The organism is Bradyrhizobium sp. 172 (assembly GCF_023101065.1).
GTDB lineage: Bacteria > Pseudomonadota > Alphaproteobacteria > Rhizobiales > Xanthobacteraceae > Bradyrhizobium > Bradyrhizobium canariense_D.
Genome location: NZ_CP064701.1, coordinates 5,857,485 through 5,873,682, shown reverse-complemented (window position 1 = coordinate 5,873,682; position 16,198 = coordinate 5,857,485). Strand labels below are relative to the sequence as shown.

The window sequence follows — 16,198 nt, the reverse complement described above, 5'->3', positions numbered from 1 at the left end:
AAATGGCGAGAGAGAAAGGATGACCGCGGCGCAAAAGTCCGGCTAGACTGGCGCGAACGTCAAGCAAAAGCCCGGGAGGTAATTTAAGTGAAGACCGCGATCACCGAACTGTTCGGCATCGAGCACCCCATCATCCAGGGCGGCATGCATTTCGTCGGCTTTGCCGAGCTGGCGGCTGCCGTCTCCAATGCCGGCGGACTCGGCATCATCACCGGTCTCACGCAGAAGACGCCGGAGCTGCTGGCAAAAGAGATCGCACGCTGCCGCGATATGACCGACAAGCCGTTCGGCGTGAACCTCACTTTCCTGCCGACCTTCGCCGCGCCGCCTTATCCGGAATACATCGCCGCCATCGTCGAAGGCGGCATCAAGTCCGTGGAGACCGCCGGCCGCAGCCCGGAAGCCTACATGCCGGCGCTGAAGGCCGCCGGGATCACGGTCATCCACAAATGCACCTCGGTGCGCCACTCCTTGAAAGCCGAGCGCATCGGATGCGACGCGGTCAGCGTCGACGGCTTTGAGTGCGGCGGCCATCCCGGCGAGGACGACATTCCCAACATGATTCTGCTGCCGCGCGCGGCGGAGGAATTGAAGATTCCGTTCGTCGCATCCGGCGGCATGGCGGACGGCCGCAGCCTCGTCGCGGCGCTGTCGCTGGGGGCGGCCGGCATGAACATGGGCACGCGCTTCATCGCGACCAAGGAAGCCCCGGTGCATCAGAACGTCAAGAACGCGCTGGTCGCGGCGACCGAACGCGACACCCGCCTCATCATGCGGAGCCTGCGCAACACCGAGCGCGTGCTGAAGAACGCCAATGTCGACCGCCTGCTCGAGATTGAACGCGAGAAGGGCGACAAGCTGAAGATCGACGACATCCACGACCAGGTCGCGGGCGTCTATCCCAGGATCATGCTGGACGGGCAGATGGACGCCGGCGCCTGGAGCTGCGGAATGGTCGCAGGCCTCATCCACGACATCCCCACCTGCAAGGAACTCGTCGACAGGATCATGGCTGAGGCGGAAACCATCATCCGTACCCGTCTAATGGGGTTTCTTGAAGAGACGGGTGCACCGCGAAAGGTCGCCTGACACCGCCAAACTTCTTAACCACGGCGGCAGCTGACCGCTGGAATTGCGCGCGACGCCTCCTAAATAGAGGTAAATTACCTCTTAACAATCAATTTCAGGAGGCGTCCGTGATTCTGAAGAGCGCTCCTTTTGCAATGGCCGTTGCCCTCGTGCTCGCATGGGGCGGCGTCGCGCGCGCTGACGACTACAAGCCCGACGACTATCTCGGCCTCGATCTTTCGAAGGCGGTGTTGTCGCCCAAGCGGCTCGGGCCCGAAACCCGGTTCGCGCCTGTCGCGCTGGAGGCGCGCGGTGGCAACGAGGCGCAGGCGCGCGCCGAGCCGGTCGACGTGCCGAAGAAGGTCGCCGCCGAACGCGTGCGCGTGTCGGAGCCGAAGGTCGCGCACGTCAAGCCCGCGCAGCCACGCGGCGCGGCACGCACCAAGCTCGCGCATCGCCACGGCAATCCGCTCGACGCGCAGGCGATGGACACCCGGATCCAGACCTGGCCGTGCCGCAGCGGCGGCATCTGCAACTGGAAGCACTAGGTCAGCTCCGAGCCGTCATCCGGCACGTTGCAAAACCGTAGGCCCGCGGTCAAGAAACCGTAAGCCGGGGGACGGTGAGGAAGCACCTAACCCGATCTTGATTGGCCGCCGTGCGTCTGCCGCACTATGCTGTCCGCTCCCGCCACCTCTTTTCCATCCCCGAAGAGTCTGCTCACGCAGCATCGCTGCTGGCCTCCGGCGGGCCGAACGATGTCAGGAACTTGTTCATGGATAATCTCAAGACACAGGGCATCAGCATGCCCAAGCTCGGCCTCGGGACCTTCCGCATGCAGGGCGATACCTGCCGCGCGGCGGTCGAGAGCGCACTGTCGATCGGCTATCGCCATATCGATACCGCCGAGATGTACGGCAACGAAGAACCGATCGGCGCGGCGCTCGCCGCGGCCCGGCTGCCGCGGGGCGAGCTGCACGTCACGACGAAAGTCTGGCACGAGAACCTCAGCCCCGACGCCATCCGCCGCTCTTTCGACGCCAGCCTGACCAAGCTCAGGCTTGACCATGTCGACCTCTATCTCGTGCACTGGCCGTCCAAGGCGGCGAACTGGGGTGCTGTGTTCGAGACCTTGATGACGCTGAAGCAGGAGGGGCGGACGCGGGCGATCGGGGTCGCCAACTTCACCACGGCGCTGCTGAAGATCGCGGTCGAGGACATCAAGGCGCCGATCGCATGCAATCAGATCGAATACCACGCCCTGCTCGATCAATCGAAGGTGCTGGCCTATCTCAACGCCAAGTCGATCCCGCTGGTCGCCTATTGCCCGCTGGCGCAGGGACGCATCGCGTCAGATGAGGTGCTGGCCGAGATCGGCGCCAAGCATAATGCATGCGGCGCAGGTCGCGCTGAAATGGCTGCTGGACCAGGACGGTGTGGCCGCGATCCCGAAAGCCTCGCGCCGAGAGAGCCAGCAGGCCAATCTCGACGCGCTGAAGATCACGCTCGACGATGCCGACCGCAACAAGATCGCCGCGCTGCCGAAGGACAGGCGCTGCGTCAATCCCGGCTTCGCACCGGCATGGGACTGAGAGTCGACGCTGGGCCGCACCGCCGGACCCTCTCCCCTTGTGGGAGAGGGTGGCTCGCCGCGCAGCGGCGAGACGGGTGCGGGGTCTCTCTCCGCGCGCACATTTGTCAGTTTGAATTCGCCGAGGGATACCCCTCATCCGGCGCTTCGCGCCACCTTCTCCCACAAGGGGAGAAGGAAGAAGGCACGCAAAGAAAATGGCCCCGTGAAGGGCCATTTCCATATTGCGTTGCGCATTAGTCCCAATGATGACGGTGACCACGCTTGATCACGACGACGCGGTCGCGATGGCGCCAGCCGCGATGCCAGCCGTGATCGCGATGCATGCCGTATTCGGCGCGGGCGCCATACATGCCGTGATGATGACCACCGCGCTTGATCACTACCGTCTCCGCGCTGGCGAGCGTCGGCATTGCAACCGCGAGCGCGCCGACAGCGGCAAGCACATAACCAATCTTCTTCATGATGTCCTCCTCCAATGGAATGCAAATCTAAACGGCGCATTCGCGGGAACGTTCCGGAGGAATCGCAGGAGATTTCTGAACGCCTGTTCAGGTGGGTTAATCGCAGCGCTGTTGTGAAGGTGTTGGCGCGCCGGTCGCGACGTATTTGCCGTCCCTGATCGTGTACTCGCCGCGCTCACTGCGATTGTAGATTGCGCGCAAGCTGCCTTGCTTCGAGAGTAGCAGACCGAACTCGCGCGTCTGCTGCAGCAAGGGGAAGTACACCATCACATTGAGCAGGCCGTCGGCGTTGACCATCGCCGATACCACTTCGTTTTCGTCCTTGGCCTCGCCGAAATTGCGCCGGTACATCACCCTTCCGTCCTTCCGGATCTCGTAAGTCAAGAGCGCGCCCTTCTCGCGGTCGGGCCGGCCGGCGCAATCGACCGCCCATGAGCCGAGCAGGCCCCATTGCTCGACGGTCGCCGCAAGCGACTCGGCACCGGCCGCGGGCGTGAACGCAACCCACAGCACTGCTGCCGCGATAGAGCGGCACAAACAACGTCTCATGTCCTGAAAGGCCCCACCTGCAAAGAATTCCGAAGTGTAGCATCCCGCGCGCCATCGTCCACGCTGACCGCCATTCGCGCGCGAATTTGATCCGCGTCAATGAGGCAGCCCGTTTCCCCGGTAGGATGGCGCTCCCGAAGGGAAATTGGATAAACCGATGCTGAATCAAGTCAGGGATTTCGCAGGCGAGGTGCTGCCGGGGAGCTGCGCCGTGCCGCCTTATTCCGAGAGCGCGTTTCTGGCCGAGCTGGGCGACCGCTTGAAGTCCTCGCGCATGCGCTGCGTCCTGTCGCGGCGGGAGCTCGCCCGCCGCTCCGGGATATCCGAGCGCTACATCGCCCAGATCGAGGCCGGAAAGGGCAACGTCTCGATTGTGCTGCTGCTGCGGCTGGCCTCCGCGATCCACGGCAGCCAGCCCCAGATCGTCTGAAGGCTCAAGCTCGATTCTCCACATTGGCACTGCGGGCCGGCACGCCGAACTCCTTGCGGCAGACCTCGGCCAGCACGGCCACGCCCTCGCGGATCTGCTGATGCGAGGGGCTCGCAAAGCACAGCCGCAGTCGCGATCTGGAGTGGTTTTTGTCAGTCGACCATTCCGGCCCCGGATTGATCGATACGCCGGCGGCAAGCGCGGCCTGATACAGCTTCAGCGTATCCACCTGATCGGGCAGCTTCACCCACAGGAAGATCCCGCCCTTGGGCTCCTCGAACTCGGCGGCCGTCCCGAACTGCTCGTTGACGGCCTCCATCAGCGTATCAAGCTTGGTCCGTAGCGCCTTCGTCAGTGCCGGCACGTGGGTCGAAAAATGCGGCTTGCAATAGGCAGCGAGCACCATCTGCTCCAGCGCGCCTGAGCCGGCGTCCGTCTTCAGCGCCAGCATCCGCGACATCACATCCCAGGGCGCGACGATGAAGCCCACGCGCAGCGCCGGCGCGATCGACTTGGAGAACGAGCCGATATGGATCACGCCGCCGTTCGGGCTCATCGCATGGATCGCCGGCGGCCGCTGTCCCGACCAGACCAGATCGGCATAGCAATCGTCCTCGAAAACAGGCACGCCGTAGTCTGCCGACAGCCGCAACAGCTCGGTGCGGCGGCCCTCCGGCATGATGCTGCCGGTCGGGTTCTGCACGGTCGGAATGGTGTAGATGTATTTCGGACGGATGCCGCGGCCCTTGAGGTCGGCCAGCGTCGTGGCCAGCACGTCCATGCGCATGCCGTCGTTGTCGAGGGGAATGCCAATCACGTTGACTCCGAGCCGTGCCAGGCGGGTCAGCGAGCCCTGATAGCTATCCTGCTCGAAGATCACGGTGTCGCCGCGCGTCAGCAGCGTGGCGTTGACGAGGTCGAGCGCCTGCAGCGAGCCGGACACGATCAGGAGATCGTCGACCGTGCAGTTGATGCCGGCATCGCGCTTGAGTTTTGCCACCAGGAATTCGCGCAAGGGCAGATAGCCCTGGGGACCATGTGCCAGCCCGTAAGTGGCGAGCGAGCGGCCTTCGCGTTGCAGAGCCAGATTGGCCGCCTCGATCAGATCATCGAGCGGCACCTGCTCGGAGTCGTTGTTGCCGCCGACAAAACTGTATTTGGCGAGGCCCGTCCAGCGCGCAGAGGGGGCCGGCAGCCCTGCGGGAAACAGGGGCGCAAAATCGAAGCTGGACGTCATGGGAGCGTTCCTCGTTGTTTTCTTTTTGAGCCGGCCGGCGTTGCGTCGGCCATGCCTATTTCTTTTGCCCGCATCCGGCGGACAGACGGCCTTAGTTCTTGCCGGCCGTCCGGGTCGGACGGCCCTGGCTGATGAAAGCGTAATGCGCATTGGCGACGCCGCCAACCATCAAGGCCTCGACAGCAGGCTCGGCGATCTCGCTTGCTGCGGCCCAATCGACCAGGAAATTGGCTCCGGTCCCGCCGCGTACGTCGTCGGTCGGAATGAAGATTGAGACGGTGGCGAGGGGCTTCAACGCGACGGGCGCCTTCAGATAGCTCTCGACCTGCTTGCCTGCGGTGTCGAAATAGGCGATGCGTTTGACAACCAGTGCTTGCGTCTCGGAGGCGTTGTGCACGCTCAGGGTCACCGAGAAGTCGACGCGCAGCTTGCCCTGGCTCATCGCGACACTGGAATAGGCGGGCACGTAGAACCCGCCGGCGACGGCGAGTTCTTCTTTCGGCAGTGCGGTGAGGGAATCTGCAAAGTTTTGTTCGATATTCACCTTGGATTGAGCGGCTGCGGGCACGGAGCAGGCGAGGGGGCATAGCAGCAGTGCAATGGCGAGCCCCATCCGCATGTGACGAATTGCTCGCTTGCCGCAACGCACTCGATCACTAGGGTGCGGCAAAACGGACCAATCTGGCATGCACGAGCTCATTCGCGACATCACTCTCTGTATCCTGTTTGCCTGGATGCTGGGCCTGCTTGCCCACTTCTCCAGGCAACCGCTGATCCTGGCCTATCTTATCGCCGGCTTCTGCATTGGTCCATTTGGCGCCGGCTGGGTCAAGTCGCAGGAATCGATCAGCGTCATCTCCGAGCTTGGCCTGATCTTCATGCTGTTCATGATCGGCCTGGAGATCGACCTGAAGAAGATCGTGCGGGCGGGAAAGGTCATCCTGTTCGCGGCGGGCGGCCAGCTCCTCGGCGGCTGCCTGCTCGGGGTGCTGTTCTTCGTCGGCATCGGCCTGTCGCTCGGGGGCGGACAGTTCGATGCGGTTTACCTCTGTGTCGCCTGCGCGCTGTCGAGCACCGTCATCATCGTCAAGGTGCTCTACGAGAAGCGCGAGCTCGACACGCTGCCCGGCCGCATCACCCTCGGCGTGCTGGTGCTCCAGGACATCTTCGCCATCCTGTTTCTGGCGGTGCAGCCGAGCCTTGCCAATCTGGAAATCAGCGTGATCCTGCTCTCGATCGGGCGGGTCGCAGTGCTGGTCGCCGCGGCACTGCTGGTGAGCCGCTACGTGCTGCCGCGCCTGTTTCACCAGATCGCCCGCCGCCCCGAGTTGATCCTGCTCGGCGCGCTCGCCTGGTGCTTCCTGGTCGCCGAGACCGCCGAGCGGCTGTCGCTGTCGCGCGAGATGGGCGCCCTGATCGCCGGCGTCTCGCTCTCGACCTTTCCCTATGCGCTCGATGTCACGGCCAAGGTCACCACGCTTCGCGATTTCTTCATCACGCTGTTCTTCGTCGCGCTCGGCATGACCATTCCCGTGCCCGGCCTCTCCGTGATCGGACTTGCCCTGATGATCGCGGCGTTCACGGTGGTGAGCCGCCTCGTGACCACCTTCGTCCCGCTCTATCTGATGAGGCAGGGCCTGCGAGCCAGCCTGTTGCCGGCCCTGAATCTCGCGCAGATCTCCGAGTTCTCGCTGGTGGTGATCCAGACCGGCGTCGCCGACCACCACATCGCAGCCCAGACGGCGAACGCGGCCTCCTTCGCCTTCGTGGTGCTGGCGGTGCTCTCGACATTCGTGATGACCCGCAGCGACGAGATCACCCGCTGGGCGATCGGTCCCCTGAAGCGGATCGGCCTGCGCGATCTCGACCACGGCAATGGCCACGGCGAGGAAGGACACGAGGGCCATGGCGAGGCGCGCCGCATCGTCATCCTCGGCTTTTTCCGTGCGGCGAGCGCGCTGCTGGCCGAGATCGAGCGGCAGGCACCGGTGCTGCTCGAGCAGATCACCGTGATCGACTTCAATCCCAATGTGTACCAGACGCTGCTGTCGCGCGGCCTGCACGTGATCTACGGCGATATCAGCAGCGCCGACACGCTGCTCCATGCCGGCGTCGGCAAATCCGAGATGATCATCCTCAGCGTCCCGGATGCGCTTCTGAAGGGTGCCAGCAACGAGAAGCTGGTCCGCCACGTCCGCACCCTCAACCCGACCGCCATGATCATTGCCACGGCCGATCTGTTGTCGGATGTAGACGAACTCTACGCGGCTGGCGCCAGCTATGTCACCGTGACCCGGCTCAGCGACGCCCATGAGCTGTTCACGGTGATCGAGGCCGCCCAGGCCGGCCTGTTGGCCGACAAGCGGGCCGAGCTCGATCAGCGGCTCGGCGAGCGGCGCGAAGTGCTGCCCTGACCGCTCCCGGCCGGCTTCTCACCGGGCTTAGGCCCGACGCGAGCCGCCCGTCGGGCAGGGCTGCGGTCCGGCATATGCGGTTGCGCCGGGGACACTAGCGCCCCGGCTCAAGTCCGGCTAAGCCTCCGGGCCATAACCGATAGAGATTGGGAAATGCCGGATAACGTCCAGGAAGTCTTGCAGGCCTTTGCCCGGGGTGAGCTCGTGGTCGTCACCGACGACGAAGACCGCGAGGGCGAGGGCGATCTGATCGTCGCCGCCTCGTTCTGCACCGCCGAGAAGATGGCGTTCATCATCCGCCACACCTCCGGCATCGTTTGCGCCCCGATCACCAGCGAAGATGCGCGCCGCCTGCGGCTCGATCCGATGGTGGCCCACAACGACTCAGCGCACACCACCGCATTCACGGTCTCGATCGACTACAAGCCCGACGGCGGCACCGGCATCTCGGCCGAGGAGCGCGCCTCGTGCTGCCGCGCGCTGTCCAATCCCAATGCCGGCGCCAACGACTTCGCCCGTCCCGGTCACATCTTCCCGCTGATCGCCAAGGACGGCGGCGTGCTGCTGCGCTCCGGCCATACCGAGGCCGCGGTCGACCTGTGCAAGCTCTCCGGCCTGCCGCCGGTCGGCGTCATCAGCGAGTTGATGAACGACGACGGCAGCGTGATGAAGGGCGAGCAGGTCGCCCGCTTCGCCGCCCAGCACAAGCTCAAGCACGTCACCATCGCCGACATGATCGCCTACCGCCAGGTGCGCGAGAAACTGATCGAGCGGGTCTCGACCTTCGTCACCGAGAGCCCGATCGGGCCGCTGCAGGGCTATGCCTACCGCTCGCCGTTCGATTCCATCGCCCATGTCGCCTTCGTCTACAACGGCGTCGGCGACGGCAAGAACGTCCTGACACGCTTTCACAAGCCGAACATCGTCAAGGACATCTTCACCGGCCACAAGCGCATGGCGGCGGTGCTCGAGCACTTCAAGAAATCGGGCCGTGGCGTTCTGGTCTATCTGCGCGACGGTGCGGCCGGTGTCCCTGTGGCGCCGCTGCCCGATGAGAGCGCGACCGAGGCCGACCGCAACCGCCAGTGGCGCGAAGTCGGCGTCGGTGCACAGATCCTGCGCGATCTCGGCGTCACCTCGATCCGGCATCTCACCTCCTCGGTGCACGACTACAAGGGCCTTTCGGGCTTCGGCATCGAGATCGTCGCCAACGAGCTACTCGAAAGCTAGCGCTGTTATCCAGGGGTGCGCGAAGCGCATCCCCCGAGGCGCGCCTCGCGGGTCCCCGGGAATCACGCAGACCCGTACATCTGCAACGCAATTGCACTTGTTGCCGCGGCGCTTTACTTTGTCGGGCAAATTTTGACGGAACCAGACGAAAGGACGTTTCATGACCGCGCGCCCTCAGGCCAAGGACAAGCCGGCTTCGGCTTCTTTCCAGTGGGACGATCCGTTCCTGCTCGACGAGCAGCTCACCGAAGACGAGCGCATGGTGCGCGACACCGCGCGCGCCTACGCCCAGGACAAGCTGCTGCCGCGCGTCGCCAAGGCCTATCTCGAAGAGAAGACGGATCGCGAGATCTTCAACGAGATGGGCGAACTCGGCCTGATCGGCATCACGTTGCCGGAGGAATATGGCTGTGCCAATGCAGGCTATGTCGCCTATGGTCTGGTCGCGCGCGAGATCGAGCGGGTCGATTCCGGCTACCGCTCGATGAACTCGGTGCAGTCCTCGCTGGTGATGTATCCGATCTACGCCTATGGCGACGAGAACCAGCGCAAGAAGTACCTGCCGAAGCTCGCCAGCGGCGAGTGGGTCGGCTGCTTCGGGCTGACCGAGCCTGATGCCGGCTCCGATCCGGCCGGCATGAAAACGCGCGCCGAGAAGGTGTCGGACGGCTATCGCCTGACCGGCAGCAAGATGTGGATCTCGAACGCGCCGATCGCCGACGTGTTCGTGGTCTGGGCCAAGTCGGCCGCGCACGACAACCAGATCCGCGGCTTCGTGCTGGAGAAGGGCATGAAGGGCCTGTCGGCACCGAAGATCGGCGGCAAGCTGTCGCTTCGCGCCTCCATCACCGGCGAGGTCGTGATGGACGGTGTCGTGGTTCCGGAAGACGCGCTGCTGCCCAACGTCTCCGGCCTGAAAGGCCCGTTCGGCTGCCTCAACCGCGCCCGCTACGGCATTTCCTGGGGTGTGCTCGGCGCGGCCGAGGACTGCATGCACCGCGCCCGCCAGTATACGCTCGACCGCAAGCAGTTCGGCAAGCCGCTCGCCGCGACCCAGCTCGTGCAGAAGAAGCTCGCGGACATGCAGACCGAGATCGCGCTGGGCCTTCAGGGCTCGCTGCGCGTCGGTCGCCTGATGGACGAGGGCAAGTTCGCTCCCGAGATGATCTCGATCATGAAGCGCAACAATTGCGGCAAGGCGCTCGACATCGCCCGCGTCGCGCGCGACATGCACGGCGGCAACGGCATCTCGATCGAGTATCACGTGATGCGCCACGTCCATAACCTCGAGACCGTCAACACCTACGAGGGCACCCACGACGTCCACGCCCTGATCCTGGGCCGCGCGATCACGGGCATTCAGGCGTTTTTCTGAGCAAACCGCCCCAGTGTGGAATGCGACTGAACTCTCCAATCGCGTCATGGCCGGGCTTGTCCCGGCCATCCACGTCTTAGACCACGCGAAGAACGTGGATGCCCGGCACGAGGCCGGGCATGACGAAGTCAGCAAGGTACGAGCAAGCCATGTCCGACAACGACGACGTCCCGTTCAACCGCGACTTTCCGCTGAAGCCCGGCATCGTCGAGGAAGTCCGCCCCGGCGTGCGGCGCGTGCTCTGTAACAATCCGAGTCCGTTCACTTTCACCGGCACGGTCAGCTACATCGTGGGCCGGGGCAACGTCGCGATCATCGATCCCGGTCCGGACGACGAGGCGCATGCGGCGGCGCTGCTCGATGCCGTCAGCGGCGAGACGGTGAGCCATATCTTCGTCACCCACACCCACCGCGACCATTCGCCGAACACCGCGCGGATCAAGCGGTCGACCGGCGCGCCAGTTTACGCCGAAGGCCCGCACCGCGCCTCGCGCCCGCGCTTCGAGAGCGAGAAGCACAACCCGGAATCCGGCGCCGACCGCGACTTCGCGCCCGATATCAGGATCGGCCATGGCGACGTGGTCGAAGGAGATGGCTGGCGGCTCGAGGCCGTGGCGACACCCGGCCATACCGCCAACCACCTCGCTTTTGCCTGGCCCGAGCGAAAATTCAACTTCGTCGGCGATCACGTGATGGGATGGTCGACCTCGATTGTGGCCCCGCCCGACGGCTCGATGATCGACTACATGGAATCGCTGGATCGTCTCGCCGCGCGCGAGGAGGATGTGTATTTCTCCGGTCACGGCCCCGAAATTCCAGAAGGCCCGCGCTTCGTGCGCTTCCTGATCCGTCACCGCAAGGCGCGCGAGGCCTCCATCCTGCACCGCCTTGCGAAGGGCGAGACCGACATCCCGACCATGGTCCGGGCGATCTATATCGGCATCGATCCGAGGCTCACCACCGCGGCGGGCTATTCCGTGCTGGCGCATCTGGAAGACCTGGTCGCCCGCGGCGTGGTGGCGACGGACGGCGATCCCGTGATCGGCGGGACCTATCGGATGGCGAACGCTTAGCCTTCCGTCACTTCTTCACCGTCTTTGCCGGCGCCTTCGGCGGCGCCACCGGCGTCTTCTTCACCGGTTTGAGTGCGTCGGCATCGGCGGCGGTGTTGAGATCGTCGATGAATTTCTTCACGCGTGCGGCGTTGCTGCCGAGGTCGCTCTCGAAATAGCGCGAGGCGGAGCGGATATCGACGCGGGAATCCTCGCCGTCGGGCACGACCCGGATGGCGATGTCCTCGCGGAAACCCATGATCGGTGAGCGCGCCACCGCCTCGATGCGGCCGATGCGGCGCGGGGGCTGCGGCGCGCGCTCGTCGATGATCAACCATTTGCGCTTGTTGACCAGCTGAAGCGCGATCGCATAGGCGCGGTCGACTGAAATCTCGAGCTCGATCGGCTCGATATCGGGATAGAATTGACGCTGCTGCTCGGCCGAATAGAGGCCGGCATACACAGCGGTATTGGCACCATCGCCGGTGCGCAGGCGGGCCAGCGCGTCGAAGCGCGGCGGGTCGATCGGGTCGGTGGTGATGTCGTGGATCGCCGGCAGCTTGCGGTATTGCAGGCCGAGATAAGCGGGATAGGCGAGGATCGCGCCGTCGATCAGGAACGCAAGCAGGATGCGCGCCATGCCGCGCGAGCCGTTCTGCCAGATCGCGGCGAAGCCGGCGAGCCCGAACAGGATCGAGAGCGCGGCAATCCCGAGCCCGCCGAAGAAGGTCGCGAGCGCCGGCTTCATCTCCAGGAAGCCGAACCGGACGATGATGATCGAGACCACCACCGCTACCAGGGCGAACACGGCCAGATTGCGCGCCCAGCTCGCGAGGCTGGACACGGGCTCCGACTGGTAGGGAGCGGAAAACCTGCGGGCCATCGGGTCAGCTCTGCCGGGATCTTGGGGACGGTGCCGGCCGATCTGGCACGACGATGGGCCGTTGAGACCACGGCCGGCGGGCAAATTCAAGAGTTCCGCAGAAGGCTGCATCGTCATGGCCGGGCTTGACCGGCCATTCACGTCTTTTTGCCATGAGGACGCGGATGTCCGGGCCGTCGCCGCGCCGAAGGGGCTTTGACCCCGCAGGCGGGACGAAGCCCGGGCACGACGTCCGAGATGGCCTACGCCGCCGCGTTCGGGAAGCGGTATTCCCTAAACTGATCGCGCAGCGCGGTCTTCAGGATCTTGCCCGTCGCCGTGTGGGGTATGCCGTCGACAAAGGCAACGTCGTCGGGCATCCACCATTTGGCGATCTTGCCATCCATGAACTTCAGGATGTCCTCGCGGCTGGCCTGCTGGCCCTGCTTGAGCTGCACGATCAGCAGCGGACGCTCGTCCCATTTGGGATGGAACACGCCGATCACGGCGGCTTCCGCCACGGCGGGATGGCCGACGGCGAGGTTTTCCAGCTCGATCGAGGAGATCCACTCGCCGCCGGACTTGATCACGTCCTTGGAGCGGTCGGTGATCCGCATGTAGCCGGCTTCGTCGATGGTCGCGACGTCTCCGGTGTCGAAGAAGCCGTCCTCGTCGAGAATATCAGTGTCGACCCGGTAATAGGCCTTGGCGACGGCCGGGCCGGCGACCTTGAGGCGGCCGAAGGTCGTGCCATCCCACGGCAGCTCCTTGCCCGCATCGTCGGTGATCTTCATCTCGACGGCGAAGGGCGCGTAGCCCTGCATCTGGAGCACGTCGAGCCGCGCCTCGCCGATCGCATTCTGGAACGGCGGCTTCAGCGCCGCGACGCTGCCGATCGGGCTCATCTCGGTCATGCCCCAGGCGTGGCGGACGTTCGAGCCCATGTCGAGGAAGGCCTTGATCATCGAGCGCGGCATCGCCGAGCCGCCGCAGATCACCATCTTCAGGTCCGGCAGCTTCAGATTGTTGGCGGTCATGTGCTGGAGCAGCATCAGCCAAACCGTGGGCACGCCGGCGGTATGCGTCACCCTCTCGGTCGAGAGCAGCTCATAGACCGAGGCGCCGTCGAGCTTGGCGCCCGGCATCACGAGCTTGGTGCCCTGCGAGGGTGCGGAGAAGGCGATGCCCCAGCTGTTGGCGTGGAAGAGCGGCACCACGGGGAGCATGGTCTCGGAGGCGCTGGTACCGAGCGCGTCGACATTGTTGGCCATCATCGCGTGCAGCACGTTGGAGCGATGCGAATACAGCACGCCTTTGGGATCGCCGGTGGTGCCCGATGTGTAGCACATCGCGGCCGCCGTGTTCTCGTCAAAGTCCTTCCATTTAAACTTGCCGTCGGCCTCCGCGATCCAGTCCTCGTAGGCGACCACGTTCTTCAGCGTCGTCTGCGGCATGTGCGCCTTGTCGGTGAGCACGACGTAGCGTTCCACGCTTGTCAGCTTGTCGGCGATCTTCTCCAGGACCGGAACGAACGTGATGTCGGTCATCACGATGCGGTCCTGCGCATGGTTGATGATCCAGGCGATCTGCTCGGGGAAAAGGCGGGGATTGACGGTATGGCAGATGGCGCCGATCCCCATGATGCCGTACCAGACCTCAAGATGGCGCCAGGTGTTCCAGGCGATCGTTGCGACACGGTCGCCGAGCTTGATGCCGTCGCGCTCCAGCATCTGCGAGACCTTGAGCGCGCGCTTGTGGATATCGGCATAGGTGGTGCGATGGATCGGTCCCTCGACCGAGCGCGTCACGACCTCCTGCTTGCCATGAATCTTGGCGGCGTGTTCGATGATCCTGTGGCAGAGCAGGGGCCAGTCTTGCATCAAACCAAGCATTCCGTCGTTCCTCCGAGAAGCCGCTGGGCGGATTGTCGCTCTCAGCGTTGGGCCAAAGAATTGTCATGAGTTTTAGCCTGCCCGCCTTTCGCCGCAAATGGTCTTGTCGCGGCTATATGTCCGTCGGCGCGGCAATGGTTACCGTCGCGCTCGGGCTCGCGGATCGGGCAGAGGCGCGCAAATATGGGTCCCCGCTGGACATCTTTGGTATTGCTGCACCACGGCCGCGCGCCACGGTTCATTCTGCCAATATCTCTGGCAGGATCCCGCTCCCAAAACCTCGCCCCGAGGAGGCCCCCAAGGGGTCGGCTAAGGCATCGGACGAGGCTCCTGCGGAGACCGGCGGCAAGCCTTCCGCGGAAAAGCCTTCCGCGGACAAACCAGGCGCCACCAAGCCCGCCGAGGCGGCGCCGCCGCCCGAGAAGCAGGCCTCGGCGTGCCGCCTCGCGCTGACCGAGGAGATCGCGATCGCGCCTTCGATCCCGGATATCCGCGGCCCCGGCGCCTGTGGCGGCGAGGATCTGGTGCGGCTCGAGGCCATCGTGCTGCCGGACAAGCGCAAGGTGGCGGTCAAGCCGGCGGCGATCCTCCGCTGCACCATGGCATCCGCAATCGCCGATTGGGTGCGCAAGGACGTGGTGCCGCTGGCCGCGAGCCTCGGCTCGACCATCAGCGATCTCGACAATTTCGACAGCTTCGAGTGTCGCGGCCGCAACCGCGTCGTCGGCGCCATGCTGTCCGAGCACGGCAAGGCCAATGCGATCGATGTGCGCGCCATCAAGCTCGCTAACGGGCAGTCGATCGGCCTGACCGACCGCACCATGCCGCGCGAGGTGCGCGAGCGCGTGCTGCATTCGGTCTGCTCGCGCTTTTCGACCGTGCTCGGCCCCGGCTCGGATTGGTACCACGAGGACCATATCCATCTCGATCTCGCGCAGCGGCGCAACGACTACCGGATCTGCCAGTGGAACGTCTGGGATCCGCTGCCGCAGGTTGCCCCGCTGCTGCCGGCGGAACGGCCCGAGGAGGCGCCGCCGCGTGAGGTCGCGGCCAAACCCGAAGCGAAGCCCGAGGCCAAGCCCGAGACGAAGCAAGGAATTGACGACGAGGCGGCGGAGACATCGGCTGCCTCTGCGGACAAGCCGGCGGCCGACGGCCACAAAGCCCGGCCGCACAAGCCGGCAACAAAAAAGCGCCGGTGAGACCGGCGCTTTTGAATGTCAGAGATCAGGTACCTGATCAGTAGCTGCCCGCCTGGCCAGTTTGGCTGCCGCCGAGCGCAAGCCGTGAATTGTAGGGCGAGTCGCCATGCTTGGGCTCGAGCACCACAACGAGGGTGCCGACCTTGACGCGATCATAGAGGTCGATCGCGTCCTCGTTGGTCAGGCGGATGCAGCCCGACGAGATCGACGCGCCGATATATTCCGGCTGGTTGGTGCCGTGAATGCGGAACAATGTGTCCTTGCCGCCCGAGTAGAGATACATCGCGCGGGAGCCCATTGGATTGTCCGGACCGGGGGCGACGAAGGTGGGCACGCCCAGGCGCGAAATTTCGCCGGGGGTGGGGTGCCAGGCCGGCCACTCGGTCTTGCTGCCCACCTTGGCGATGCCCGACCAAGCCATGGCTTCTTCACCGACGGTGATGCCGTAGCGGATCGCCTTGCCGCCATCCAGAACGTAGTAGAGGTAATGGTTGTCGGAATCGACCACGATCGAGCCCGGCGATTCCTTGCGGTGGTACTCAACGATGGCGCGGCGGAACGGCTCTGCGACCGGGGTGTTCTCGTACCGAACCTTGGCAAGGAGTTCCTTGTCCTTCGGCTTGAAGGCCTTGGTGTCGGTCGCTTCAAAATGCGTGGCCTGCATGCAGCCCGACAGCATCAGGCCAGCGGCCAAAATACCCAGCGTAACTTTCAGCGACGACATGATTTGGTTCCAATCGACAACAACAAGCTTCGTGGAGCTTGAGTAAGCCCAATTCCACGATTCCGTTGGCCCCATTATCGTTGAAATCTGCCACAATTCCAGCCTCAC

General features: G+C 64.5%; 15 protein-coding genes and 1 pseudogene. 9 read left to right on the top strand and 7 right to left on the bottom strand.

Features of this window, described 5'->3' with window-relative positions:
- Nucleotides 1–87 precede the first annotated feature (87 nt).
- From IVB07_RS28205 to IVB07_RS28195, 3 genes and pseudogenes are all read left to right on the top strand, one after another.
- The gene (locus tag IVB07_RS28205; protein WP_018456217.1) at nucleotides 88–1,089 is read left to right on the top strand and encodes a nitronate monooxygenase family protein; all 1,002 of its coding nucleotides are present in this window, start codon (nucleotides 88–90) and stop codon (nucleotides 1,087–1,089) included.
- Nucleotides 1,090–1,196: 107 nt separating this feature from the next.
- Nucleotides 1,197–1,616 carry a hypothetical protein gene (locus IVB07_RS28200; RefSeq protein WP_026233109.1) on the top strand — a complete coding sequence of 140 codons (420 nt, stop codon included), beginning with the start codon at nucleotides 1,197–1,199 and terminating at the stop codon, nucleotides 1,614–1,616.
- Between the two features lie 227 nt (nucleotides 1,617–1,843).
- Nucleotides 1,844–2,660 (top strand): annotated as a pseudogene (locus tag IVB07_RS28195) (aldo/keto reductase).
- 235 nt (nucleotides 2,661–2,895) lie between these two features.
- Here the strand turns inward: IVB07_RS28195 and IVB07_RS28190 are convergent.
- Both IVB07_RS28190 and IVB07_RS28185 read right to left on the bottom strand, forming a co-directional pair.
- Nucleotides 2,896–3,123, bottom strand: coding sequence for a hypothetical protein (locus IVB07_RS28190; RefSeq protein ID WP_026233110.1), 228 nt, complete (start codon nucleotides 3,121–3,123; stop codon nucleotides 2,896–2,898).
- A 96-nt stretch (nucleotides 3,124–3,219) separates the two neighbouring features.
- On the bottom strand, nucleotides 3,220–3,660 hold the full coding sequence (locus IVB07_RS28185; protein WP_240543189.1) for a hypothetical protein: 441 nt from the start codon (nucleotides 3,658–3,660) through the stop codon (nucleotides 3,220–3,222).
- 169 nt (nucleotides 3,661–3,829) lie between these two features.
- On the opposite strand from IVB07_RS28185, the gene IVB07_RS28180 reads away from it, so the two are divergent.
- Complete coding sequence (locus IVB07_RS28180; protein ID WP_018456224.1) at nucleotides 3,830–4,102, top strand: helix-turn-helix domain-containing protein; 273 nt, start codon at nucleotides 3,830–3,832, stop codon at nucleotides 4,100–4,102.
- 4 nt (nucleotides 4,103–4,106) lie between these two features.
- On the opposite strand, the gene IVB07_RS28175 is transcribed toward IVB07_RS28180, so the two are convergent.
- Nucleotides 4,107–5,339, bottom strand: a complete 1,233-nt coding sequence (locus IVB07_RS28175; protein WP_018456225.1) for a PLP-dependent aminotransferase family protein — start codon at nucleotides 5,337–5,339, stop codon at nucleotides 4,107–4,109.
- 91 nt (nucleotides 5,340–5,430) lie between these two features.
- Nucleotides 5,431–5,958 (bottom strand): DUF3124 domain-containing protein, encoded by a 528-nt coding sequence (locus IVB07_RS28170; RefSeq protein ID WP_026233112.1) that lies wholly within the window; start codon nucleotides 5,956–5,958, stop codon nucleotides 5,431–5,433.
- 67 nt (nucleotides 5,959–6,025) lie between these two features.
- Here IVB07_RS28170 and IVB07_RS28165 point away from each other — a divergent pair, with 67 nt between their 5' ends.
- The 4 genes from IVB07_RS28165 (at nucleotide 6,026) to IVB07_RS28150 (ending at nucleotide 11,431) form a co-directional block, all read left to right on the top strand.
- On the top strand, nucleotides 6,026–7,753 hold the full coding sequence (locus tag IVB07_RS28165) for a cation:proton antiporter (protein ID WP_018456227.1): 1,728 nt from the start codon (nucleotides 6,026–6,028) through the stop codon (nucleotides 7,751–7,753).
- Nucleotides 7,754–7,906: 153 nt separating this feature from the next.
- Nucleotides 7,907–8,983, top strand: coding sequence for a 3,4-dihydroxy-2-butanone-4-phosphate synthase (gene ribB / locus IVB07_RS28160; RefSeq protein ID WP_018456228.1), 1,077 nt, complete (start codon nucleotides 7,907–7,909; stop codon nucleotides 8,981–8,983).
- A gap of 160 nt (nucleotides 8,984–9,143) precedes the next feature.
- Entirely contained in the window at nucleotides 9,144–10,358 is a 1,215-nt protein-coding gene (locus tag IVB07_RS28155) for an acyl-CoA dehydrogenase (protein ID WP_007594720.1), read from the top strand.
- A gap of 149 nt (nucleotides 10,359–10,507) precedes the next feature.
- The gene (locus tag IVB07_RS28150) at nucleotides 10,508–11,431 is read left to right on the top strand and encodes an MBL fold metallo-hydrolase (RefSeq protein ID WP_085352554.1); all 924 of its coding nucleotides are present in this window, start codon (nucleotides 10,508–10,510) and stop codon (nucleotides 11,429–11,431) included.
- A 7-nt stretch (nucleotides 11,432–11,438) separates the two neighbouring features.
- Here IVB07_RS28150 and IVB07_RS28145 read toward each other — a convergent pair whose 3' ends face one another.
- Both IVB07_RS28145 and IVB07_RS28140 read right to left on the bottom strand, forming a co-directional pair.
- Nucleotides 11,439–12,293, bottom strand: coding sequence for a DUF1499 domain-containing protein (locus tag IVB07_RS28145; RefSeq protein WP_018456230.1), 855 nt, complete (start codon nucleotides 12,291–12,293; stop codon nucleotides 11,439–11,441).
- 242 nt (nucleotides 12,294–12,535) lie between these two features.
- Entirely contained in the window at nucleotides 12,536–14,164 is a 1,629-nt protein-coding gene (locus tag IVB07_RS28140; RefSeq protein WP_018456231.1) for a fatty-acid--CoA ligase, read from the bottom strand.
- 65 nt (nucleotides 14,165–14,229) lie between these two features.
- On the opposite strand from IVB07_RS28140, the gene IVB07_RS28135 reads away from it, so the two are divergent.
- Nucleotides 14,230–15,366, top strand: a complete 1,137-nt coding sequence (locus IVB07_RS28135; RefSeq protein WP_247363551.1) for an extensin family protein — start codon at nucleotides 14,230–14,232, stop codon at nucleotides 15,364–15,366.
- Between the two features lie 37 nt (nucleotides 15,367–15,403).
- Here the strand turns inward: IVB07_RS28135 and IVB07_RS28130 are convergent, their stop codons facing one another.
- A complete protein-coding gene (locus IVB07_RS28130; protein WP_018456233.1) occupies nucleotides 15,404–16,090 on the bottom strand; it encodes a L,D-transpeptidase in 687 nt (228 codons plus the stop codon).
- Nucleotides 16,091–16,198 lie beyond the last annotated feature (108 nt).

Excerpts from the sequence above, each read along its gene's own strand:
- IVB07_RS28170 (WP_026233112.1), bottom strand. The coding sequence starts at position 5,958 with ATGCGGATGGGGCTCGCCATTGCACTGCTGCTATGCCCCCTCGCCTGC.
- IVB07_RS28145 (WP_018456230.1), bottom strand. The coding sequence starts at position 12,293 with ATGGCCCGCAGGTTTTCCGCTCCCTACCAGTCGGAGCCCGTGTCCAGC.
- ribB (WP_018456228.1), top strand. The coding sequence starts at position 7,907 with ATGCCGGATAACGTCCAGGAAGTCTTGCAGGCCTTTGCCCGGGGTGAG.
- IVB07_RS28140 (WP_018456231.1), bottom strand. The coding sequence starts at position 14,164 with ATGCTTGGTTTGATGCAAGACTGGCCCCTGCTCTGCCACAGGATCATC.
- IVB07_RS28150 (WP_085352554.1), top strand. The coding sequence starts at position 10,508 with ATGTCCGACAACGACGACGTCCCGTTCAACCGCGACTTTCCGCTGAAG.
- IVB07_RS28190 (WP_026233110.1), bottom strand. The coding sequence starts at position 3,123 with ATGAAGAAGATTGGTTATGTGCTTGCCGCTGTCGGCGCGCTCGCGGTT.
- IVB07_RS28135 (WP_247363551.1), top strand. The coding sequence starts at position 14,230 with ATGAGTTTTAGCCTGCCCGCCTTTCGCCGCAAATGGTCTTGTCGCGGC.
- IVB07_RS28130 (WP_018456233.1), bottom strand. The coding sequence starts at position 16,090 with ATGTCGTCGCTGAAAGTTACGCTGGGTATTTTGGCCGCTGGCCTGATG.
- IVB07_RS28155 (WP_007594720.1), top strand. The coding sequence starts at position 9,144 with ATGACCGCGCGCCCTCAGGCCAAGGACAAGCCGGCTTCGGCTTCTTTC.
- IVB07_RS28165 (WP_018456227.1), top strand. The coding sequence starts at position 6,026 with ATGCACGAGCTCATTCGCGACATCACTCTCTGTATCCTGTTTGCCTGG.
- IVB07_RS28175 (WP_018456225.1), bottom strand. The coding sequence starts at position 5,339 with ATGACGTCCAGCTTCGATTTTGCGCCCCTGTTTCCCGCAGGGCTGCCG.
- IVB07_RS28180 (WP_018456224.1), top strand. The coding sequence starts at position 3,830 with ATGCTGAATCAAGTCAGGGATTTCGCAGGCGAGGTGCTGCCGGGGAGC.